General features: G+C 59.9%; 20 protein-coding genes. 10 read left to right on the top strand and 10 right to left on the bottom strand.

All coding sequences use genetic code 11. From position 1 onward, the window contains the following. Nucleotides 1–13: 13 nt before the first annotated feature. The 4 genes from PMI32_RS05380 to PMI32_RS05395 form a co-directional block, all read right to left on the bottom strand. Nucleotides 14–490 (bottom strand): thioesterase family protein, encoded by a 477-nt coding sequence (locus tag PMI32_RS05380; RefSeq protein WP_008033261.1) that lies wholly within the window; start codon nt 488–490, stop codon nt 14–16. Nucleotides 491–626: 136 nt separating this feature from the next. Continuing rightward, nucleotides 627–1,592 carry an L-carnitine dehydrogenase gene (locus PMI32_RS05385; RefSeq protein WP_008033260.1) on the bottom strand — a complete coding sequence of 322 codons (966 nt, stop codon included), beginning with the start codon at nt 1,590–1,592 and terminating at the stop codon, nt 627–629. A 138-nt stretch (nt 1,593–1,730) separates the two neighbouring features. Continuing rightward, nucleotides 1,731–2,618 (bottom strand): 3-dehydrocarnitine:acetyl-CoA trimethylamine transferase CdhC, encoded by an 888-nt coding sequence (gene cdhC, locus PMI32_RS05390; RefSeq protein ID WP_008033258.1) that lies wholly within the window; start codon nt 2,616–2,618, stop codon nt 1,731–1,733. Nucleotides 2,619–2,702: 84 nt separating this feature from the next. Beyond that, on the bottom strand, nt 2,703–3,647 hold the full coding sequence (locus tag PMI32_RS05395) for a choline ABC transporter substrate-binding protein (RefSeq protein WP_008033257.1): 945 nt from the start codon (nt 3,645–3,647) through the stop codon (nt 2,703–2,705). A 194-nt stretch (nt 3,648–3,841) separates the two neighbouring features. Between PMI32_RS05395 and PMI32_RS05400 the strand changes: the two genes are divergently transcribed. Continuing rightward, nucleotides 3,842–4,789, top strand: coding sequence for a GlxA family transcriptional regulator (locus PMI32_RS05400; protein WP_008033255.1), 948 nt, complete (start codon nt 3,842–3,844; stop codon nt 4,787–4,789). A 130-nt stretch (nt 4,790–4,919) separates the two neighbouring features. On the opposite strand, the gene PMI32_RS05405 is transcribed toward PMI32_RS05400, so the two are convergent. The 4 genes from PMI32_RS05405 to PMI32_RS05420 form a co-directional block, all read right to left on the bottom strand. Next, nucleotides 4,920–5,336 carry a DUF3010 family protein gene (locus PMI32_RS05405; RefSeq protein WP_008033254.1) on the bottom strand — a complete coding sequence of 139 codons (417 nt, stop codon included), beginning with the start codon at nt 5,334–5,336 and terminating at the stop codon, nt 4,920–4,922. A 32-nt stretch (nt 5,337–5,368) separates the two neighbouring features. Continuing rightward, nucleotides 5,369–5,692 carry a helix-turn-helix domain-containing protein gene (locus PMI32_RS05410; protein ID WP_008033253.1) on the bottom strand — a complete coding sequence of 108 codons (324 nt, stop codon included), beginning with the start codon at nt 5,690–5,692 and terminating at the stop codon, nt 5,369–5,371. Beyond that, nucleotides 5,676–5,930: a type II toxin-antitoxin system RelE family toxin gene (locus tag PMI32_RS05415; RefSeq protein ID WP_008033252.1), complete on the bottom strand. Its 255-nt coding sequence runs from the start codon at nt 5,928–5,930 to the stop codon at nt 5,676–5,678. Before PMI32_RS05415 ends, PMI32_RS05410 begins: the two co-directional genes overlap by 17 nt. Before the next feature lie 213 nt (nt 5,931–6,143). Continuing rightward, nucleotides 6,144–6,545 carry a lysozyme inhibitor LprI family protein gene (locus PMI32_RS05420; protein WP_008033251.1) on the bottom strand — a complete coding sequence of 134 codons (402 nt, stop codon included), beginning with the start codon at nt 6,543–6,545 and terminating at the stop codon, nt 6,144–6,146. 234 nt (nt 6,546–6,779) lie between these two features. On the opposite strand from PMI32_RS05420, the gene PMI32_RS05425 reads away from it, so the two are divergent. The 8 genes from PMI32_RS05425 to PMI32_RS05460 all read left to right on the top strand — a co-directional run bounded on the left by PMI32_RS05425 (nt 6,780) and on the right by PMI32_RS05460 (nt 16,516). Then, a complete protein-coding gene (locus PMI32_RS05425; RefSeq protein ID WP_008033250.1) occupies nt 6,780–7,757 on the top strand; it encodes a dipeptidase in 978 nt (325 codons plus the stop codon). A 78-nt stretch (nt 7,758–7,835) separates the two neighbouring features. After that, nucleotides 7,836–8,366, top strand: coding sequence for a DUF5943 domain-containing protein (locus tag PMI32_RS05430; RefSeq protein WP_008033249.1), 531 nt, complete (start codon nt 7,836–7,838; stop codon nt 8,364–8,366). Nucleotides 8,367–8,381: 15 nt separating this feature from the next. Beyond that, nucleotides 8,382–10,442 carry a dimethylglycine demethylation protein DgcA gene (gene dgcA / locus PMI32_RS05435; RefSeq protein WP_008033247.1) on the top strand — a complete coding sequence of 687 codons (2,061 nt, stop codon included), beginning with the start codon at nt 8,382–8,384 and terminating at the stop codon, nt 10,440–10,442. A gap of 183 nt (nt 10,443–10,625) precedes the next feature. Next, nucleotides 10,626–12,575, top strand: a complete 1,950-nt coding sequence (gene dgcB / locus PMI32_RS05440) for a dimethylglycine demethylation protein DgcB (RefSeq protein WP_008033245.1) — start codon at nt 10,626–10,628, stop codon at nt 12,573–12,575. Then, nucleotides 12,575–13,795 (top strand): electron transfer flavoprotein subunit alpha, encoded by a 1,221-nt coding sequence (etfA, locus tag PMI32_RS05445; RefSeq protein WP_008033244.1) that lies wholly within the window; start codon nt 12,575–12,577, stop codon nt 13,793–13,795. The genes dgcB and etfA overlap by 1 nt, the downstream gene beginning before the upstream one ends. A 15-nt stretch (nt 13,796–13,810) precedes the next feature. Further along, nucleotides 13,811–14,581, top strand: coding sequence for an electron transfer flavoprotein subunit beta (gene etfB / locus PMI32_RS05450; protein WP_008033242.1), 771 nt, complete (start codon nt 13,811–13,813; stop codon nt 14,579–14,581). 125 nt (nt 14,582–14,706) lie between these two features. Next, a complete protein-coding gene (locus tag PMI32_RS05455; RefSeq protein ID WP_008033241.1) occupies nt 14,707–15,273 on the top strand; it encodes a GNAT family N-acetyltransferase in 567 nt (188 codons plus the stop codon). 79 nt (nt 15,274–15,352) lie between these two features. Next, nucleotides 15,353–16,516 (top strand): retropepsin-like aspartic protease, encoded by a 1,164-nt coding sequence (locus PMI32_RS05460; protein WP_008033240.1) that lies wholly within the window; start codon nt 15,353–15,355, stop codon nt 16,514–16,516. A gap of 762 nt (nt 16,517–17,278) precedes the next feature. On the opposite strand, the gene gbca is transcribed toward PMI32_RS05460, so the two are convergent. After that, nucleotides 17,279–18,574, bottom strand: a complete 1,296-nt coding sequence (gbca, locus tag PMI32_RS05465; RefSeq protein ID WP_008033238.1) for a glycine betaine monooxygenase oxygenase subunit — start codon at nt 18,572–18,574, stop codon at nt 17,279–17,281. 281 nt (nt 18,575–18,855) lie between these two features. On the opposite strand from gbca, the gene gbcB reads away from it, so the two are divergent. Further along, nucleotides 18,856–19,956, top strand: coding sequence for a glycine betaine monooxygenase reductase subunit (gene gbcB, locus PMI32_RS05470; protein WP_008033237.1), 1,101 nt, complete (start codon nt 18,856–18,858; stop codon nt 19,954–19,956). A 121-nt stretch (nt 19,957–20,077) separates the two neighbouring features. On the opposite strand, the gene PMI32_RS05475 is transcribed toward gbcB, so the two are convergent. Continuing rightward, the gene (locus PMI32_RS05475; protein ID WP_008033235.1) at nt 20,078–20,902 is read right to left on the bottom strand and encodes an SDR family oxidoreductase; all 825 of its coding nucleotides are present in this window, start codon (nt 20,900–20,902) and stop codon (nt 20,078–20,080) included. Nucleotides 20,903–21,020: the final 118 nt, after the last annotated feature.

Raw genomic sequence — 21,020 nt, 5'->3', positions numbered from 1 at the left:
GGCGATCTCCTTGTTATTTTTTTGGGGGTAAAGCGATCACTCGGCCAATGTACTCAGGGGTGGGCAGGTCGGTTTGTTGCGCAACGATGGCTTGCAGCTTGTCCAGCGTGTCTTCGCTGAACGGCGCGGAGCGGGGACCGGCGAGGTCGACGTGCAGCAACATCTGCTCGTTGCCCGCCAGCTCTTTGTCGTCACCGACCAGGTGCAGGCTGTGATAGAGGTGCAGGCGTTTACTGTCGTGAGCGATGATCTGGGTGTGCACTTCTACGTCGGCGTCGAGCTTCACTTCATGCAGGTAATTGAGGTGCAGTTCGAGGGTGAACAGCGAATTGCCGCTGGCTTCGCGGTTGTTGCTGTCCATGCCCAGCCGGTCCATCAGCGCGTCGGTGGCGTAGCTGAAAATCAGCAGGTAAAACGCGTCGCGCAGGTGGCCGTTGTAGTCGACCCAGTCGGGGATGATTTTGGTGCTGTAAGTCGTAAGAGCAGGCATGCGATCGGTTCCTGAGATAACGAAAACCTGTAGGAGCGAGGCTTGCCCGCGAAGGCGGTATTCCTGCCACAAGAGATCCGTCGGATGTACCGGCCTCTTCGCGGGCAAGCCTCGCTCCTACAAGTGGCGGCGGGGCTTAGTCGGCGAACGCCATCCCATGCTTCTCTTTGGTGGTCTTCACCGCCTCCAGCACCGCCAGCAGGCAGTCATCACGATAGCGCTCCAGCGCCGAAATGCTGTGTTTGCCCAACTGATCGCTGGTGCCATCCACTACATCATCAATCAGCTTGTCGGTCAGCTCCGGCGCCGGCAGATACGTCCACGGCAACTGCAATGCCGGACCGAACTGTGCCATGAAATGGCGCATGCCCGCGTCGCCGCCCGCCAGGGTGTAGGTCAAGAAGGTACCCATGAACGACCAGCGCAGACCCGCACCAAAGCGAATCGCATCGTCGATTTCACCGGTCGTCGCCACACCGTCGTTGACCAGGTGCAGGGCCTCACGCCACAGCGCTTCGAGCAAACGGTCGGCGATGAACCCAGGCACTTCCTTACGCACGTGCAGCGGGCGCATGCCCAAGGATTCGTAGACTTTCATGGCCGCTTGTACGGCTTCGGGGGCCGTGTTCTTGCCGCCGACGACTTCCACCAATGGCAGCAGGTAAACCGGGTTGAACGGGTGACCGACGACGCAGCGTTCCGGGTGGGTCGAACTCTCGTAGAACTCGCTTGGCAACAGGCCCGAGGTGCTGGAGCCGATCAGTGCATTTGGTTTGGCCGCGGCGCTGATTTTGCTGTGCAGTTCCAGTTTCAGGTCGAGGCGTTCAGGGGCACTTTCCTGGATGAAATCGGCGTCGCGAACACACTCTTCAATCGTCGCGACGAAGCGCAACCGATCCTGTGATGCACCGGGTGCCAGGCCTTGTTTCTCCAGTGCGCCCCAGGCATTGGCGACGCGTTTGCGCAGGGCGGCTTCAGCGCCGGGTGCCGGGTCCCAGGCCACAACATCGAGGCCGTGGGCGAGGGCGCGGGACACCCAGCCGCTGCCGATGACACCGCTGCCCAGGGCGGCGAAGGTTTTGATTTCGGTGATGAAGGTCATGGCAACGTCCTAAAAAATTCGGTGATCTTTGTAGGAGCGAAGCTTGCTCGCGAAGGCGATATTCCTGCCGCTATATCCATGGCGGGTGTACCGGCCTCTTCGCGGGCAAGCCTCGCTCCTACAGGTTTTGTGTGGGGCTTAACCGCGCTTGGTCAGGCCCATTTTTGCCCGGCCCTCAGCCGGTGTCAGAACCCGGGCGCCGAGGCGGCTGAGGATTTCCGAGGCGCGTTCGACCAGTTGGCCATTGGTCGCCAACACGCCCTTGTCCAGCCAGATGTTGTCTTCCAGGCCAACCCGCACGTTGCCGCCCAGCAGCACCGCTTGCGCCGCCATCGGCATCTGCATGCGACCGATGCCGAACCCGGCCCACACGGCGTTTGCCGGCAGGTTGTCGACCATGGCTTTCATGGTGGTGGTGTCAGCCGGTGCGCCCCACGGGATGCCCAGGCACAGCTGGAACAGGGGGTCGTCGAGCAGGCCTTCCTTGATCATCTGCTTGGCGAACCACAGGTGACCGGTGTCGAAAATTTCCAGCTCGGCTTTTACGCCCAGCTCTTGAATGCGTTTGGCGCCTGCACGCAGCTGCGCCGGGGTGGAGACGTAAATGGTGTCGCCGTCGCCGAAGTTCAGGGTGCCGCAATCGAGGGTGCAGATTTCCGGCAGCAGTTCTTCGACGTGGGCCAGACGGGTCAGCGGGCCGACCAGATCGGTGTTCGGGCCGAATTCCATCGGGTTCTCGCCCGCGCCGATTTCCAGGTCGCCGCCCATGCCGGCAGTCAGGTTGACGATGATGTCGACGTCAGCTTCGCGGATGCGCTCCATGACTTCGCGGTACAGCGCCACGTCACGGCTGAATTTGCCGGTTTGCGGGTTGCGAACGTGGCAATGGACCACGGTGGCGCCGGCCTTGGCGGCTTCCACGGCGGCAGCGGCGATTTGTTTCGGGGTGACCGGCACGTGTGGGCTTTTGCTGGTCGTGTCGCCAGCACCGGTAAGTGCGCAGGTGATGATGACGTCGTGGTTCATGAGGTGGTTCCTTGCAGGCGTGGTGGTCCCGTTCGCAGCCCGGTCGGGCTGCGAATCGGTGGTTCGGGTCTGTTTGCTGAAGAGTTACTTGCTGGTGAGTTGCAGGTTTTCAGCCGCTGGTTTGCCATCGAAGGTGGTTACACCTTCCAGCCAGCGCTGCTTGTCTTGCGGGTGATCTTTCAGCCATTGCTTGGCCGATTCGAAGGCGTCCTTGTGATCCAGCAGCGGCTGCATCATCCGGCTCTCGTCTTCGGCGGTGTAGGTCAGGTTGCTCAGCAAGCGGCCGATGTTCGGGCATTGCTCGGCGTAGGTCGGCGAAGTGACGGTCCAGACAGTCGCCATGCCTTCGTTCGGGCCCAGGGCGTCGTCGCTGCCGGTGAGGTAAGTCATCTTCACGTTGACGTTCATCGGGTGCGGCGCCCAGCCGAAGAACACGATGGCTTCGTTGCGTTTGGTCGCCCGGGTCACCGCCGACAGCATTCCGGCTTCGCTGGACTCGACCAGCTGGAATTTGCCGAGACCGAACTGGTTCTTGGCGATCATCTCTTTGATCTGCGTGTTGGCGCCCGAGCCTGGCTCGATGCCGTAGATCTTGCCGCCCAGCTCTTTCTCGAATTTGGCGATATCGGCGAAGGTTTTCAGGCCCTTGTCGGCGAGGTAAGTCGGAACCGCGAGGGTGGCGCGGGCATCTTTCAGGCTGGGCGCCTCAAGCACTTTGACCTGCTTGCCATCAACGAACGGCGTGATGGTTTGAGTCATCAGCGGGTTCCAGTAGCCCAGGAACAGGTCCAGGCGCTGGTCGCGGATCCCGGCGAAAATGATTTGCTGGGAGGCGCTGGTTTGTTTGGTGTTGTAGCCGAGGCCATCGAGCAAGACCTGGGTCATGGCGCTGGTGGCGATCACGTCGGTCCAGTTCACGACGCCCATGCGTACGTTCTGGCACGATGCAGGTTCGGCGGCCATGACGCTGGCGCTCAGGAAAGCGGTACCGCTGAGTGCAAGAACACAGCTGCTGATCAGTCGTTTCATCTCAGGTTTCCTCGGCAGTTCGTTATTGTGGGTCCGGTCGTCTTTGTGCGCCGGTGATGCCAAGTTACGCAGCTAAAGCCCGGTGAAAACGCACTGCGGCGACCAGCTCTTGCACTGCAGCGACCTGTCCACTTGAATGCCGCTCGCAAGTGGCGTATCAACAGCACACGCTACCCGCGAATCGAGTGCGCTCCATGTCCCAGGATTTCTACTTCATGTTGATGCCGGGTTTCTCGGCCATCGGTTTCATCTCGGCCATCGAGCCGTTGCGGGTCGCCAATCGATTTCGCGGCGAGCTGTATCGCTGGCATGTGTTGAGTGCGGATGGCGGGGCGGTTTTGGCCAGCAACGGTATGTCGGTCAACGCCGATGCCGCGCTGGAACCGCTGAAGAAAGGCGCGACGTTGTTGGTGGTCGCCGGTTTTGAACCGCTGAAATTCGCCACGCCAGCGCTGGAGCACTGGCTGCGCCGACTGGACAACGAAGGCGTGACCCTCGGCGCCATCGACACCGGCAGCTTCGTCCTCGCCGAAGCCGGCTTACTTGATGGGCATCGTCTGACCCTGCACTGGGAAGCCATCGACGCGTTCAAGGAATCTTATCCACAGCTCAGCGTTACCCAGGAGTTGTTCGAGATCGACCGTCGGCGCATCACCTCGGCCGGTGGTACTGCCTCCATCGACCTGATGCTCGACCTCATCGCCCAGGCCCACGGCCCGGAACTGGCGATCCAGGTCAGCGAACAATTCGTGCTCGGCCGCATCCGCCCGCGCAAAGACCACCAGCGCATGGAAGTCGCCACGCGCTATGGCATCAGCAACAAGAAGCTCGTTCACGTGATTGGCGAGATGGAACAGCACAGCGAACCGCCGCTGACCACGTTGGAGCTGGCGGAGTCGATCAAGGTGACACGGCGGCAGTTGGAGCGGTTGTTTCGGTTGCACCTGAACGACACGCCGAGCAATTTCTACCTGCGGTTAAGGCTGGAGAAGGCGCGGCAGTTGCTGCGGCAGACCGATATGAGCGTGCTGGAGGTGAGTATCGCGTGCGGGTTTGAATCGCCGTCGTACTTCACCCGCAGTTATCGGGCGAAGTTTGAGCGGTGTCCACGAGAAGACCGCCGACAAACCCAAAAGGCCTGAAACTACCAACGGAAAAAACCGAATCCTGTAGGAGCGAGGCTTGCCCGCGAAGAGGCCGCCTCAATCGAAATCACCGTCGTTTGACACTCCGCCTTCGCGGGCAAGCCTCGCTCCTACAGGGTGTGTGGCGTTACTTTTTCATCAGTGCCGAACAGGCGGCTTTGTAAGCCTCATGCTGATACTTGTTCAGCGTCCCCGGCAGCTCAAAATCAAACTTCTTGTTCTGCGCATTGATCGTCTGCGGCGACAACAGGATCACCTCGCAACTCTCCAGCAACTGAAAAACGCCTTCGATCTTGAACGTGGTCGGCCCACCGGCGAATTCGCCTTTCTTGCTGCGTTTCTTGATCGCGATCCGGTCTATGGAATTCTCGCGTACAAACGACGCCACCTGAGCGGCAAAGACTTTGACGTTGGCGGCTTCGTCGTCATCGTCGAGGGCGATTTTCTTGGTGTTCAGCGCGACGTGGCTCAGTACCTGATCGTCGAGGGAGGCCACGGCGATGATCGCTTCGCTGCCTTTGATTTCGATGCCGCAGATTTTCATTTCGATCCCTTTCACAAATGGTTGTGTGCAGCCTACAGCTCAAGTTGACTGGCCGTGATGCCAAAAGCTGCAGCAATTCTCTCGCGAGTGGCCTTGCGAGGCTTCGCGACGGTCTCCTGCTGGGCAAAAGCCGGTTGAGAAATACCCATACGTTTGGCCACTTCATCCTGTGTAAGGTTCAAGTGTTCGCGCCAGGCACGAATCGGTGTTGCACCATCGACGATGCGACTGACCACTTCGTGAGGGATCAGGTCGGGCTCGATTTTTTGCGCCACGTACTGCGCGTAAGGAATAACCACGAACGCGGGGTTTCCGTCTGCGTCATTGATAATTTGAACGTCAGTAGGTGCGTTCATCACGTTTTTTGACCTCTTGAATACTGACCACTTTGATTGCGCCATCCCAGTCGAACATGACTCGATAGTTACCCACTCGAAGTCGATAGGCATAGTCATGACCGATGAGCGCTTTGACATTGCCTGTATCAGGCATGCCTGTCAGCGCCGCGACGGCATCACGAACCTGGATCTGGTGAACGGAATGCAATTTCAAAAGCTGCTTAACGGCCTTTCGAGTCCAGTGAATGCTGTTCATGGGAGAATATAAGTCTTTTATAAGATTTGCGAATCTTTACTTATATTTTCACATCGGCCAATTAACGAAGCATGTCGGGATATTGCCCGACTAACAGGGTCTGCTCCGAGGTGCAGGGAGCGCTGTAGGTGTGGTCAGCCACGCCTGTGGGAAACATCATTTCTTGAGAGGTGAAAGCTGGCGGTGGTGCCTGTAGCCGACAAACTGAAAACATCACTCCTGCCCAATCGACTCCAAAAACTCCGACCGCTCATCACTCATCCGCGCCACGCAATCGTTCTGCGCAATGGTGAATGCCTTGTTGCCGCTGGTCGCCGGAAACGCTTCAACTGTGCAATCCGCATCCCGGGTCTTTAGCCATTGCTGCTGGGCGGCCTTGAGTTTGGCGGTGATGTCGGCCAGTTGTGTCGGGTTCTTGCCGTAGAGCGTTTGCATGCGCTCGGTCAGGCTCTGGTAGTTGTCTTTGAGCAGGTCTTCGGCGGTGGTTCGGCTGTAGACCGAGCATTCCAGGGTCTGGACTTCGTTTTCGACCGCATCGCAGGGGTTGATGTCGGACTCTTCAGCCGCCTGTACGGCGGTCGCTATCAGTGCCATTGCCAGTAAGATCGATTTCATTGCGCCTCAGCCCCTTTTTTGGCCCAAATTCCGTAATGCGGCGAATTCTGGCCCATGCGCAAGCCCTTGAACAGGTGGCCCGCGACGTTCAACGACGACCCTTTGTCGCAGATTGACGCTTTCGGCAAACCCCCTGTCGTTTTTGCACCCGGCTGCACCGGTACTCAGGCATATGCTGGCCCCAAAGCGCCGGCACACGATTCGGCGCATGAATCGCTAATAGGGGACAGCCTGATGAGCCCAGCCGAATTGCACGCCGACAGCATCGTTATCGACGGGCTGATTATTGCCAAGTGGAACCGCGAGCTGTTTGAAGACATGCGCAAGGGCGGTCTGACCGCGGCCAACTGCACCGTGTCGGTGTGGGAGGGCTTTCAGGCCACCGTCAACAACATCGCCGCCAGCCAGAAGCTGATCCGCGAGAACAGCGACCTGGTGATTCCGGTTCGCACCACCGCCGACATCCGTAAAGCCAAGGAGCAGGGCAAGACCGGCATCCTGTTCGGCTTCCAGAATGCTCACGCGTTTGAAGACCAGATCGGCTATGTCGAGGTGTTCAAGCAGCTCGGCGTCGGTATCGTGCAGATGTGCTACAACACCCAGAACCTGGTCGGTACCGGTTGCTACGAGCGTGATGGCGGTCTGTCGGGCTTCGGTCGCGAAATCGTTGCCGAGATGAACCGCGTCGGGGTCATGTGCGACCTGTCCCACGTCGGTTCCAAGACTTCCGAAGAAGTCATCCTCGAATCGAAGAAACCGGTCTGCTACTCCCATTGCCTGCCGTCGGGTCTGAAAATTCACCCGCGCAACAAATCCGATGAAGAACTGAAGTTCATCGCCGACCACGGCGGTTTCGTCGGCGTGACCATGTTCGCGCCGTTCCTCGCCAAGGGCATCGATTCGACCATCGACGACTACGCCGAAGCCATCGAATACACCATGAACATCGTCGGCGAAGACGCCATCGGCATCGGCACCGACTTCACCCAGGGCCATGGCCAGGACTTCTTCGAATACCTGACCCATGACAAGGGCTACGCCCGCCGTCTGACCAGCTTCGGCAAGATCATCAACCCGCTGGGCATCCGCACCGTCGGCGAGTTCCCGAACCTGACCGAAACCCTGCTCAAGCGCGGCCATTCCGAGCGCGTGGTCCGCAAGATCATGGGCGAGAACTGGGTCAACGTCTTGAAAGATGTCTGGGGCGAATAAGCCGCCGCACCTCTGAATTCTTTCCCCCGGCCATCCGTGCCGGGGGCAACACCAAAATTTTTCTGGAGTTAAGTTTCCATGGCCAAGATCGCCCCGCAATTGCCTATCGAAGTCGACAGCGAAACCGGTGTCTGGACCTCCGACGCCCTGCCGATGCTGTACGTGCCGCGTCATTTCTTCGTCAACAACCACATGGGCATCGAGGAAGTGCTGGGCGCCGACGCCTACGCCGAAATTCTCTACAAGGCCGGCTACAAGTCCGCCTGGCACTGGTGTGAAAAAGAAGCCGAATGCCACGGCCTGGAAGGCGTCGCGGTGTTCGAGCACTACATGAAGCGCCTGTCGCAACGCGGCTGGGGCCTGTTCAAGATCCAGGACATCGACCTCGACAAAGGCACCGCCAGCGTCAAGCTTGAACACTCCGCTTTCGTCTACGTGTACGGCAAGGTCGGGCGCAAGGTCGACTACATGTTCACTGGCTGGTTTGCCGGTGCCATGGACCAGATTCTGCAAGCCCGCGGCAGCAAGATTCGCACCGTTGCCGAACAAGTCTACGGTGGCTCCGAAGAAGGCCACGACGACGGTTTGTTCACCGTCAAGCCGTTGTAAGTCGAGGAACCCGCCATGGCTTTCGAAGCAATGTTCCAGCCGATCCAGATCGGCAAACTGACCATCCGTAACCGCGTGCTCAGCACCGCGCATGCCGAGGTCTACGCGACCGACGGCGGCATGACCACCGATCGGTACGTCAAGTATTACGAAGAGAAAGCCAAGGGCGGGATCGGCCTGGCGATTTGCGGCGGTTCCTCCGTGGTGGCTATCGACAGCCCGCAGGAGTGGTGGAGTTCGGTGAACCTGTCCACCGACCGCATTATTCCGCACTTCCAGAATCTGGCCGACGCCATGCACAAGCACGGCGCCAAGATCATGATTCAGATTACCCACATGGGCCGGCGCTCGCGCTGGGACGGTTTCAACTGGCCGACGCTGATGTCGCCGTCCGGTATCCGTGAACCGGTGCACCGCGCCACCTGCAAAACCATCGAGCCGGAAGAAATCTGGCGGGTGATCGGCAACTACGCCCAAGCGGCCCGTCGTGCCAAGGCCGGTGGCCTGGACGGTGTCGAGCTGTCGGCCGTGCACCAGCACATGATCGACCAGTTCTGGAGCCCGCGGGTCAACAAACGTACCGACGAATGGGGCGGCAGCTTCGAAGGTCGCATGAAGTTCGGCCTGGAAGTGTTGAAAGCCGTGCGCGCCGAGGTCGGTGACGATTTCTGCGTGGGCATGCGTATCTGTGGTGACGAATTCCACCCGGACGGTCTGTCCCACGAGGACATGAAGCAGATTGCCAAGTATTACGACGACACCGGCATGCTCGATTTCCTCGGCGTCGTGGGCTCGGGTTGCGACACCCACAACACCCTGGCCAACGTGATTCCGAACATGAGTTATCCGCCGGAGCCGTTCCTGCACCTGGCGGCCGGCATCAAGGAAGTGGTCAAGGTTCCGGTGCTGCACGCGCAGAACATCAAGGACCCGAACCAGGCGACCCGTATTCTGGAAGGCGGTTACGTCGACATGGTCGGCATGACCCGCGCGCACATCGCTGACCCGCACCTGATCGCCAAGATCAAGATGGGGCAGATCGACCAGATCAAACAATGCGTCGGCGCGAACTACTGCATCGACCGTCAGTATCAAGGCCTGGATGTGTTGTGCATCCAGAACGCAGCGACCTCCCGTGAATACATGGGCCTGCCGCACATCATCGAAAAAACCACCGGCGTGAAACGCAAGGTGGTGGTGGTCGGTGCAGGTCCTGCCGGGATGGAAGCCGCCCGCGTGGCCGCCGAGCGTGGCCACGACGTGACCCTGTTCGAGAAAAAGGAATTCATCGGCGGGCAGATCACCACGGCGTCGAAAGCGCCGCAGCGTGACCAGATCGCCGGTATCACCCGCTGGTATCAGCTGGAACTGGCACGGTTGAAAGTCGACCTGCGCCTGGGCACTGCGGCTGATGCACCGACCATCATGGACCTGCGTCCGGATGTGGTGGTGCTGGCGGTTGGCGGCCATCCGTTCCTGGAGCAGAACGAACACTGGGGCGCGGCTGAAGGCCTGGTGGTCAGCAGCTGGGACGTGCTCGACGGCAAGGTCGCGCCGGGCAAGAACGTGCTGGTCTACGACACTATTTGCGAGTTCACCGGGATGTCGACCGCCGACTTCCTCGCCGACAAGGGCAGCCAGGTCGAGATCGTCACCGACGACATCAAGCCGGGCGTAGCAATTGGCGGTACGTCGTTCCCGACTTACTACCGCAGCATGTACCCGAAAGAAGTGATCATGACCGGGGACATGATGCTGGAGAAGGTCTACCGCGAAGGCGACAAGCTGGTGGCGGTGCTGGAGAACGAATACACCGGCGCCAAAGAGGAGCGGGTGGTCGACCAGGTGGTCGTGGAAAACGGCGTGCGCCCGGACGAAGAAATCTACTACGCGCTGAAGGACGGCTCGCGTAACAAAGGCCAGATCGACGTCGAAGCCTTGTTCGCGATCAAGCCGCAGCCATGCCTTGAGCAGAGCGGTGACGGCTACCTGCTGTTCCGCATCGGCGACTGCGTGGCCCAGCGTAACGTGCACGCGGCGATCTACGACGCGCTGCGGCTGTGCAAGGATTTCTAAGAGCTTGTGGATAACCCCTGTAGGAGCGAGCTCGCTCGCGATGGATTTGAAGGCGCCGAGTTTTTCCAGAAGACACGCGTCATCGTTAACGACCATCGCGAGCAAGCTCGCTCCTACAGGGAATCGGGCAAGGCATCCAGGTAGTTTGGCCTGCAAGACCCTGCGGTCTTTGGGAGCTCCACCATGTTGAACACCCTTCTTCCAATCCTGTTGTTCGCTGCCCTGGGCCTTGCTGTCCTCGGCGCGTTGCGGCGGGTGGCCATGTGGCGCCGGGGCCGAGCCTCCAAGGTCGACCTGATCGGTGGCCTGTTCGCTATGCCCAAGCGCTACATGGTCGATTTGCACCACGTCGTCGCGCGGGACAAATACATCGCCAACACCCACGTGGCCACGGCCGGTGGTGCGGTGGCGTCCATCGTGCTGGCGATTCTGGTGCACGGTTTCGGCCTGCATAACCGCATCCTCGGTTACGCGCTGTTGTTGATGACAGTGGTGATGTTCGTCGGTGCGATCTTTGTGTACCTACGTCGTCGCAACCCGCCGGCTCGCCTGTCCAAAGGGCCGTGGATGCGCCTGCCGAAAAGCTTGTTGGCGTTCTCGGCGAGCTTCTTCCTGTTGACTCTGCCGGTCGCCGGCATCCTTCCGGAGAATTTTGGCGGTTGGGTGGTGGCAGCGATCCTCGGGATCGGCGTGCTGTGGGGCGTTTCGGAATTGTTCTTCGGCATGACCTGGGGCGGGCCGATGAAGCACGCATTCGCCGGTGCGCTGCACCTGGCCTGGCACCGTCGCGCCGAACGTTTTGGCGGCGGTCGTTCCACCGGTTTGAAACCGCTCGACCTGAACGATCCAAACGCACCGCTGGGCGTGGAAAAACCCAAGGATTTCACCTGGAACCAACTGCTCGGTTTCGACGCCTGTGTGCAATGCGGTAAATGTGAAGCCGCGTGCCCGGCGTTCGCCGCTGGCCAGCCGCTGAACCCGAAAAAACTCATCCAGGACATGGTCGTCGGCCTTGCCGGCGGCACCGATGCCAAGTTCGCCGGCAGCCCCTATCCGGGCAAAGCCATCGGCGAACACGCGGGCAACCCGCATCAACCGATCGTCAACGGTCTGGTGGACGCCGAAACCCTGTGGTCCTGCACCACCTGCCGTGCCTGCGTCGAGGAATGCCCGATGATGATCGAGCACGTCGATGCCATCGTCGACATGCGTCGCCATCTGACCCTGGAAAAAGGCGCGACCCCGAACAAGGGCGCCGAAGTCCTGGAAAACCTGATTGCCACCGACAACCCTGGCGGTTTCGCACCGGGTGGCCGGATGAACTGGGCAGCGGATTTGAACCTCAATCTGCTCAGCGAGAAGAAATCCACCGACGTGTTGTTCTGGGTCGGCGACGGCGCCTTCGACATGCGCAACCAGCGCACCCTGCGTGCCTTCGTCAAAGTGCTGAAAGCGGCCAAGGTCGACTTCGCGGTACTCGGCCTCGAAGAACGCGACAGCGGTGACGTGGCCCGACGTCTGGGCGACGAAGCGACCTTCCAGTTGCTGGCCAAACGCAACATCCAGACCCTGGCCAAGTACAGCTTCAACCGCATCGTCACCTGCGACCCGCACAGCTTCCACGTGCTGAAAAACGAATACGGCGCCTTCGACGGCAACTACCTGGTGCAGCACCACAGCACCTACATGGCCGAAATCATCGACGCCGGCGCGCTCAATCTCGGCCAGCACAAAGGCAGCAGCGTGACCTATCACGACCCGTGCTACCTCGGTCGCTACAACGGCGAATACGAGGCGCCGCGAGAAGTGCTGCGCGCCCTCGGGATTGAAGTGAAAGAGATGCAACGCTCCGGTTTCCGTTCACGCTGCTGCGGCGGCGGTGGCGGCGCGCCGATCACCGACATTCCGGGCAAGCAGCGGATCCCCGACATGCGCATGGAAGACATCCGCGAAACCGGCGCCGAACTGGTGGCCGTGGGTTGTCCACAATGCACCGCGATGCTCGAAGGCGTGGTCGAACCTCGTCCGTTGATCAAGGACATCGCCGAGCTGGTGGCGGACGCACTGCTTGAAGACGCAGCGCCAAGCAAACCGTCCACACCGGCCCAACGTGAACCTGCGGAGGCCCACTGATGAGCGACATTATCCGCCGCGACCCCCGCGCCGAATGGATTGCCCGTAACCGCCTGCACCCGCTGCACGCGGCCATGCAGCCGGCGCAACATAGCTGGATGGGGCCGAACGGCGTCATCCGCAAGAACCCGCATGGCCTCGGCTTTATCGGTCCCAATGGCATCAAGCGCATCGACCGCAGCGGCGCGCAGCAGGGCGGGGCGACCAAACGCTCGGCCGCTGTTGAAGTGCAATTGCCGCTGCATCAAGTGCCAGCACCTGCGTTTTACATCAGCGTGGTGCCGGACATGGTCGGGGGCCGCTTGAGCAGCCACGACAAGGATTTGCTCGGCCTGGCGCACCAGTTGGCCGGCAAGGACGGCGCGGTGTTGGCCGTGGTCTTCGGCGAACACAAGGAAAACGCCTTTGCCACTGCCGGCGTCGACCGCTTGCTGGTGCTCGAAGGCGACGAATTCAGTGGTTATGCACCGGAGCAGCGTGTCCAGGGCCTGCGGGCTGTGGATAACCAGTTCAGCCCGCGTCACTGGCTGCTGCCGGACAGCCGCAGCGGTGGCGGCGAACTCGGTCGGCGCTTTGCCGCTGCCCTGGGCGAACGCCCGGCCACGCGGGTCTGGCAGGTCAAGGATCAGGAATGCATCGGCCGCGCTGGCGCCGGGTTGCAAGACCTTGCGCGTCCGGTCGCACGCTTGATTCTGGCCGCCGCCGAATGCGCCGAGCCGGTCAGCGAAACCCGTCATGAAGCCTTGCCGGTGGAGTTATCCACAACCGTGGCGCGCAGCTTGTCGCGGATCGAGGATCTGGGCGCTGTGGCCGTGGACCCGGCAGCCATTCCGATGGCCGAAGCAGAGTTCATCTTCTCCGGCGGCAACGGCGTCAAGGACTGGGGACTTTTCCACAGGACTGCCGAAGCGCTCGGCGCCACCGAAGGCGCATCCCGTGTGGCGGTGGACGATGGCTTCATGGCCCGTGACCGTCAGGTCGGCGCGTCCGGCACGTGGGTCACTGCGAGGGTCTACGTGGCGGTGGGGATTTCCGGGGCGATCCAGCACCTGCAAGGCATCGGTGCCTGCGACAAGGTGGTGGCGATCAACCTTGACCCAGGTTGCGACATGATCAAACGGGCCGACCTGTCGGTGATCGGCGAGAGTGCCGAGATTCTTCAAGCCTTGATCGATGCGATAGCGGCTTATCGCGACGACGCCAAGCGCGATGCGGCTTAAGGGAAGGAAAGGGTTATGAGCACGAAAATCATCAGCCTGGTGTCCATCGGCGCCCACCCGACCTCCGGCCGGCCACGTCGCGCGGAGCAGGATGCGCGGGCGGTGGAACTGGGTCTGCAACTGGCTGGGGATAACCTGCAAGTGCTGCATGCCGGCGACGTCGCGGAGCCTGCGCTGCGCGCCTATCTGGGCATGGGCCTGGAACAGCTGCACGTGCTGGAGCAACCATCCGGCGCGGATGCCTTGCCGGCGTTGACCGCCTATTTGCGCGATGCCGGAGCACAAGTCGTGCTGACTGGCAGCCAGGCAGAAACCGGCGAAGGCTCGGGCATGCTGCCGTTCCTGCTGGCGGAAAACCTCGGCTGGCCGCTGGTGGTCGGGCTGGCTCAGGTGGAGTCCATCGATGGCAGTTCGGCGTTTGTCCTTCAAGCGTTGCCCCGTGGTCAACGCCGTCGTTTGAAGGTGCGGCTGCCGTTCCTGGCGACTGTGGATAACGCGGCGCCGAAGCCTCGTCAGAGCGCGTACGGCCCGGCCCGGCGTGGTGTGTTGCAGGCGGATGAAGTCGAAGTGATCGATGATGAGTTGCTGGCCGTATCGACGCTGCAACCTGCCAAGCCTCGGCCTAAACGCTTGAAAGTGATCAAAGCCAAAAGCGGCGCGGACCGGATGAAAGCGGCGACGGCCAAAGCCAGTGGCGGCGGCGGGCAGGTACTCAAAGGCGTCACGGCGCAAGCGGGTGCCGAAGCGATTCTCAAATTGCTGATCGAAGAAGGCGTGGTCCGCTAACCAACACTCAGCACAGATCAAAATGTGGGAGCGGGCTTGCTCGCGAAAGCGGTGTGTCAGTCGACATTAATATTGCCTGACACACCGCCTTCGCGAGCAAGCCCGCTCCCACAAGGGGAAAAACAGTGACCGTCAAATTTCGTTCGGCCTTGCGCAGCGACGCGCGGGAAATTGCCCGTTTGTTCCAGATTTCCTCAGAGGGCGCTTCGGATTACATCTGGAGCCAACTCGCCGAACCCGGCCAGGATCTGTTGGACGTCGGCGCCCTGCGTTACGCCCGTGACGACGTGGATTTCTCCTACCAGAACTGCCTCATCGCCGAGGCTGACGGCCACGTCATCGGCATGATGCACAGCTATGTGATGCGCCACGATCCACTGGCCGAGCCCACCACCGACCCGGTGCTGGCGCCGTATGCCGACATGGAAATCCCCGACACGCTCTACATCTCCAGCCTCGCGCTGCATGAAGGCTGGCGCAACCAGGGCCTTGGCAAGCAGTTCCTCGCCCACGCTCACGAACGCGCCAGCCAGTTGGGGCTCAAGGGCTTGAGCCTGATCGACTACGCCGTCAACACCGGCGCCCGTCGGTTCTATGAGCGGCATGGTTTCCGCATCGTCGATACCTGCCAGATCACGCCACACCCGATGATTCGGGTGACCGGCGACGCTTACCTCATGCAGTGGCCCTAGTGAGCTACATTTCTTAATGAGCGGCCCGAGGCGGCAGCAGCGCTGATTCATAAAACTCGTTTTCAGGAATGGGTTGCCGATGAACACGGTCAGTCGGCGTGAGACATGTCTGATCTGTGGCGTGATGCTGGTTGTGATGGCTGCGGCCGCTGAAACCCGCCAGGGCGATCCGGATTTCTATCAATGGATCGACTCTGCGCAGGGGCGGAACGCTTCTCTGGCGCAAATGAAGCGACATTGCGATCAGGTGTTGGCGCCTGATAAAAACCTCAATTGTTCAGTCACCGTTCTCGCCAGAATGTTCGAGACCAAGGCCGCCAATCAGCTGCCCGATTACTACCTGGCAATCAAGCGGCGCCACGCTCAAGCCATCGCCAATGACCCTGAACTCCAACAGCTGTTCTCCATGTTCGGCGGTGAATCGATCGCGACCTTGCGGCAGGTCGCCGATTTCTCGCTGACAAGATCACCGCGACGCGAAGTGCTGCCGATTCATCCTTCCCCAGGCGATGGCCACGAGACGAATGAGGTGCTGCCGTACCTCGATGTCAAAGCCGCCAACGGTGTTTCGGCGCGGTTCATTCTTGATACGGGCGCCCCGCAAACCCGGGTCAACAGTGAAACCGCGAAGCAGATGGGCATCAAGCTGCTGACCGACTCTGATTACGGCTACAGCACCTTCTACGGCGAGCGGGACCTGGCGGCCAAACTCGGAATCCTTGAATCCCTGAAGATCGGTGCAAGCGAGTTCAGGAACGTCCTGGTGTTTGTCAGTGACCGGGATAACTTATTGGGGCTCGATCTGATCGGTAAGCTGGGACGATTGAACATTACGAAAAAGACGCTGGAGATCAATGCTGCGGCGCCCACACGATGTGATTCGCCAGTCACCTTCGTGCGTATCGACATCAATCAACGATTGACCCTTGCTGCGCGGCTGGATCGGCGTGCGACCGTGGCGATTATCGACACCGGCAATGTGGATTACCTGACATCCGCCTCGCCCGGCACTTCACCTGTTCACGTCATCGATAAGCCGCACCACCAGATCTTCAAGGGCGAGTTGAGCTTGTCCGGGCGTACCCGTCTGATCGTGTACAAGTATTACCCGGACTTTACGATCCCGCCGTCGATGCTGCTTGGGCAGTACGTGCCGTCGATTTTGCTCGGATGGCGTGCTTTCAATGATTACGAGTTGAATCTGGATATTGCTTCGGGCTTGTCGTGTTTCAACAGGGTTTGATCATGGTTACCCACAATCCCTGTTAGCGCTTCTGTGGATAACATGTTCGCCCATCGCTGCACGCCATACAAATCAAGCCCTGCAAGCCTTCGTACAAAAAACAACCAGCCTAAGTTGCGGTTTTTTCGGGCTTTTTCCAGAGGATAAGTCTGTTCGTTCGCCAATACTTGCCCCCAATCTCTGTTGGCGCTTCTGTGGATAAGATGTTCGCTGTCCGCTACAGGCCATATAAACCGGGCCTGTTAGCTGTATGATTAAAAAATGATCAATTTGCCGGTTTGGAGGGGCGAACTTCGCGTAAACCCTGATTTATCGCGGCTTTCGGCGGTTTTCCACAGATGCAGCGAAGTTGCCCCCAAAGTCTGTTGGCGCTTCTGTGGATAAGGTGTTCGCCATCCGCTACAGGCCACGTTCTGCGTGGCTTTCAGGTGTCAGGTCAAAAAACAACCAATCGCTGCTCAAAACCCTGCTTCTGGATAAGTCACGGATTTTCTTCGGTTTCTGTGGAGAAAGTTATGGGGCGTCGCACACTTGTCCCCATTAGCTGTGGGTGGAGGTGTGGATAACTTGTTTGCGGAAGGCTGAAAGCCACGTATGGCATAGCGCTGAACGGAATAGATCATATTTCGTACAGTTCTATGGAGAGACCCCTGTAGGAGCGAGCTTGCTCGCGATGGGCGTGAACGATAACGCGTAGAACCAGAAGGCCAACGGCGCATTCGGGTTTTTCGCGAGCGAGCTCGCTCCTACAGGGAGGCGTGTTTAGCCTTGAACCGGAACCCCTTTGAGGTAAGGCGCAGGCTCAGCGCCGAGGTTGTTCAGCAGACGCTCGCTGTACCAATCCACAAAGTTCACCACACCAAACTCATAGGTCTTGGAGTAAGGCCCAGGCTGGTACGCCGATGAGTTGATCCCGCGCTGGTTTTCTTCAGCCAGGCGACGGTCCTGGTCGTTGGTGGCATCCCAGACCTGGCGCATGCGCTCCACGTCGTAGTCGACGCCTTCGACGGCATCCTTGTGCACGATCCACTTGGTGGTGACCATGGTTTCCTGCGCGCTGATCGGCCACACCGTGAAGACGATGATGTGGTCGCCCATGCAGTGGTTCCACGAGTGCGGCAGGTGCAGGATGCGCATCGAGCCCAGGTCCGGGTTCTTGATGCGGCCCATGAGTTTGGCGCAACCCTGTTTGCCGTCCATGGTCATCGACACGGTGCCCTTGAGCAGCGGCATGCGCACGATGCGGTTACGCAGGCCGAAGCTGGCGTGGGCGTAAGGAATCTTCTCGGCTTCCCAGGCAGCGGCGGAAGCGGCAACGTGGTCCTTGAACGCCTGGTCGGCGCGCGGGTCGGTAACGTCGTCCCATTCCAACAGGGTTTTCAGCAATTCCGGGTGCGACGCGTTGCAGTGGTAGCACTCGCGGTTGTTTTCCAGCACCAGTTTCCAGTTGGCCTTTTCCATCAAGGTGGTTTGCACCGCCACCTTGGTGTTTTCCATGTCGTACGGTTCCATGTAATGGTTCAGCGTCGACAGGAAGTCATCAATGGCCGGCGGATTCTCCGACAGGCTGATGAAGATATAGCCGCCGGCGGTCTTCACGTTCACCGGTTTGAGGCCGTACTGCTTCATGTCGAAATCGGCGCCCATCTCGGTGCCGGCGAACAGCAGGCGGCCGTCCAGCTCGTAGGTCCACTGGTGGTAGTGGCAGACCAGCTTGGCGACTTTGCCTTTATCACTGGTGCACAGCCGCGAACCGCGGTGACGGCAGACGTTGTGGAAAGCGTGAACCACGCCTTCGGCGCCGCGAATCACGATGATCGGGTTCTTGCCGACTTGCAGGGTCAGGTAGTTGCCCTTGGTCGGGATTTCGCAGGTCATGCCGGCGATCAACCACTCTTTCTGGAAGATCTCCTGCATGTCGATATCAAACAGCCGCTCGTCAGAGTAAAACGGCTGCGGCAGCGAGAAGGTGCGCTCGCGCTCTTGCAGCATCTGCGCGGTGGCCTTGCGTGCGGGTTCCAGCGGATCGCCCAGGCTGATTTTTGCGGTGACGTCCATCGTGTATATCCTCAAGGCCATCTGCGTGGCCGCGAAAGTGGCTGATCAGGGTTGCTACGCAAGGTGTAAAGGTTATGTCTTGGTATGGGGCGAGTGTGGGGCCGGCGTTGCCCGGAACCTTATCCATGGGCGACATGGCCCAATCTGTTCCCGACGCGTAACCCCCGGCAGTTGGGGGCTGGTCGCGATAAGTATGTGAATGTCGCAGATAGGTAAATGGGTGGTCTGCGCTATACGCAGAATCGTCAACATAAGGCCGACCATCGGCGGTGGAGAACAGCATGTCCAACAGCTTCCTGAATCCGGTAACCACCCAGACCTGGGCCAATGGCCGACACATCGTCCGTTGCGTCAAAGTCATCCAGGAAACCTGGGATGTGCGCACCTTCTGCTTTATGGCCGACCAGCCGATCATGTTCTTCTTCAAGCCGGGGCAATTCGTCACCCTGGAGCTGGAAATCGATGGCCAGCAGATCATGCGTTCGTACACCATTTCCAGTTCGCCCTCGGTGCCGTACAGCTTTTCGGTAACGATCAAGCGCGTGCCGGGCGGCAAGGTTTCGAACTGGCTGCACGACACCCTGCATGAAGGCTATGAGCTGGCGGTGCACGGCCCGGTCGGGCTGTTTAACGCGATCGACTTCCCAAACCCGAAAGTGCTGTACCTCAGTGGCGGCGTGGGCATCACGCCGTGCATGTCCATGGCCCGCTGGTTCTTCGATACCAACGGCAATGTCGACATGGCGTTTATCCACAGCGCCCGCTCGCCGAAAGACATCATTTATCACCGCGAGCTGGAACACATGGCGGCGCGGATCGAAAATTTCAGCCTGCACCTGATCTGTGAAAAACATGGTTTCGGTGAGCCATGGGCCGGTTATCGCGGTTATCTGAACCACAAGATGCTGGAACTGATGGTCCCGGACTTCCTTGAGCGCGAAGTGTTCTGCTGCGGCCCGACGCCTTACATGAACGCGGTCAAGCGCCTGCTGGAAAACGCCGGCTTCAATATGAAGCACTACCACGAGGAATCGTTCGGCGCCACGCCGCCAGAGGCGATCGCCGATGCCGTGGAGAATGCCGAGCAGGCCGCTGAGGCACCGGAAATCGATGCGGCTGATTTGCATGAAGTGGAATTCACCGCCTCGGGCAAGAGCATCCGCGTGGCACCGGGCGAGACCGTGCATGCGGCGGCCGCCAAGGTCGGCCTGATGATTCCGAAAGCATGCGGCATGGGCATTTGCGGCACCTGCAAGGTGCTCAAGCTTGGCGGCGAAGTGGAGATGGACCACAACGGCGGGATCACCGAAGAAGACGAAGCCGAAGGGTTCATCCTGTCGTGCTGCAGCGTGCCGAAGGGCGACGTTCGCATCGAGTACTAAATCGCATCGCAATACCTAATGTGGGAGCGGGCTTGCTCGCGAAGGCGGTGTGTCAATCGACATTAATGTCGACTGGCTCACCGCCTTCGCGAGCAAGCCCGCTCCCACATTGGTTTGTATTTCAGTCGACAAACAGGTCAGACAGCAGCTTATCGTCGCCGTCCGGCTCGAAACGGTAATGATTGAATTCGCTCACTCCGTTTTCTCGCAAAAGCTCCTCATCAATCAACAACCGACCGGTGATGCTGCGACCGCTGCTGTCCAGGATGACGTGTGCGGCATCCGCCATGATTTCCGGTGTACGCGCATGTTTGAACGACTCGCGTGAGCCCAATTGAAATTCGATGGCGGCGGTGGCGATCATCGTCTGCGGCCACAGCGAGTTGACACTGATCCCGTAATTCTTGAATTCCTCGCTCATGCCCAACGTGAGCATGCTCATGCCGTATTTGGTCACGGTGTACGGGCTGTATTGGGCGAACCACTTGGTTGCCAGGTTCAGTGGCGGTGACAGGTTGAGGATATGACCGCTGCTTTTCTTCAGGTAAGGCAGGGCTGCCTGGCTGCACAGTAATACGGCGCGGGTGTTGATCTGGTGCATCAGGTCGAAGCGCTTGAGTTCGATGTGCTGAACCCCGGTCAGCTTGATCGCGCCGGCGTTGTTGACCAGCGCATCGATGCCGCCGAAATGCTCGTTGGCCTGGGCCAGTGCCTCACGCACCGCGACTTCATCTCGAACGTCTACCTGCAGCGCCAGCGCCTTGCCGCCGGCGGCTTCGACTTCCTTTGCGACGCTGAAAATCGTGCCCGGTAATTTGGCGTGCGGCTCGGCACTTTTGGCTGCAATCACGATGTTGGCCCCATCGCGCGCGGCCCGCAGCGCGATCTCACGACCAATCCCGCGGCTGGCGCCGGTGATGAACAGGGTTTTGCCTTGAAGGGACATGCGTGCGCTCCTGATTATTGTTATCTGAGCGCTTCAATGTAGACCAACATGCGTGGTGCATCTTGCTGGCGATGGCGGTGTGTCGGGTGTACCGCGTTGCGGCGATCGCCAGCAAGCC

Source organism: Pseudomonas sp. GM60, assembly GCF_000282415.1.
In the GTDB taxonomy this organism is placed as follows: Bacteria; Pseudomonadota; Gammaproteobacteria; order Pseudomonadales; family Pseudomonadaceae; genus Aquipseudomonas; species Aquipseudomonas migulae.
The sequence above is the reverse complement of the archived record's forward strand: the minus strand, read 5'-3'. Positions and strand labels throughout refer to the sequence as shown.

Excerpts from the sequence above, each read along its gene's own strand:
- PMI32_RS05405 (WP_008033254.1), bottom strand. The coding sequence starts at position 5,336 with ATGAAAATCTGCGGCATCGAAATCAAAGGCAGCGAAGCGATCATCGCC.
- PMI32_RS05460 (WP_008033240.1), top strand. The coding sequence starts at position 15,353 with ATGAACACGGTCAGTCGGCGTGAGACATGTCTGATCTGTGGCGTGATG.
- PMI32_RS05385 (WP_008033260.1), bottom strand. The coding sequence starts at position 1,592 with ATGACCTTCATCACCGAAATCAAAACCTTCGCCGCCCTGGGCAGCGGT.
- etfB (WP_008033242.1), top strand. The coding sequence starts at position 13,811 with ATGAGCACGAAAATCATCAGCCTGGTGTCCATCGGCGCCCACCCGACC.
- PMI32_RS05395 (WP_008033257.1), bottom strand. The coding sequence starts at position 3,647 with ATGAAACGACTGATCAGCAGCTGTGTTCTTGCACTCAGCGGTACCGCT.
- PMI32_RS05475 (WP_008033235.1), bottom strand. The coding sequence starts at position 20,902 with ATGTCCCTTCAAGGCAAAACCCTGTTCATCACCGGCGCCAGCCGCGGG.
- PMI32_RS05425 (WP_008033250.1), top strand. The coding sequence starts at position 6,780 with ATGAGCCCAGCCGAATTGCACGCCGACAGCATCGTTATCGACGGGCTG.
- dgcA (WP_008033247.1), top strand. The coding sequence starts at position 8,382 with ATGGCTTTCGAAGCAATGTTCCAGCCGATCCAGATCGGCAAACTGACC.
- dgcB (WP_008033245.1), top strand. The coding sequence starts at position 10,626 with ATGTTGAACACCCTTCTTCCAATCCTGTTGTTCGCTGCCCTGGGCCTT.
- cdhC (WP_008033258.1), bottom strand. The coding sequence starts at position 2,618 with ATGAACCACGACGTCATCATCACCTGCGCACTTACCGGTGCTGGCGAC.
- PMI32_RS05430 (WP_008033249.1), top strand. The coding sequence starts at position 7,836 with ATGGCCAAGATCGCCCCGCAATTGCCTATCGAAGTCGACAGCGAAACC.
- PMI32_RS05420 (WP_008033251.1), bottom strand. The coding sequence starts at position 6,545 with ATGAAATCGATCTTACTGGCAATGGCACTGATAGCGACCGCCGTACAG.
- PMI32_RS05400 (WP_008033255.1), top strand. The coding sequence starts at position 3,842 with ATGTCCCAGGATTTCTACTTCATGTTGATGCCGGGTTTCTCGGCCATC.
- PMI32_RS05415 (WP_008033252.1), bottom strand. The coding sequence starts at position 5,930 with ATGAACAGCATTCACTGGACTCGAAAGGCCGTTAAGCAGCTTTTGAAA.
- PMI32_RS05410 (WP_008033253.1), bottom strand. The coding sequence starts at position 5,692 with ATGAACGCACCTACTGACGTTCAAATTATCAATGACGCAGACGGAAAC.
- PMI32_RS05380 (WP_008033261.1), bottom strand. The coding sequence starts at position 490 with ATGCCTGCTCTTACGACTTACAGCACCAAAATCATCCCCGACTGGGTC.
- gbcB (WP_008033237.1), top strand. The coding sequence starts at position 18,856 with ATGTCCAACAGCTTCCTGAATCCGGTAACCACCCAGACCTGGGCCAAT.
- etfA (WP_008033244.1), top strand. The coding sequence starts at position 12,575 with ATGAGCGACATTATCCGCCGCGACCCCCGCGCCGAATGGATTGCCCGT.
- gbca (WP_008033238.1), bottom strand. The coding sequence starts at position 18,574 with ATGGACGTCACCGCAAAAATCAGCCTGGGCGATCCGCTGGAACCCGCA.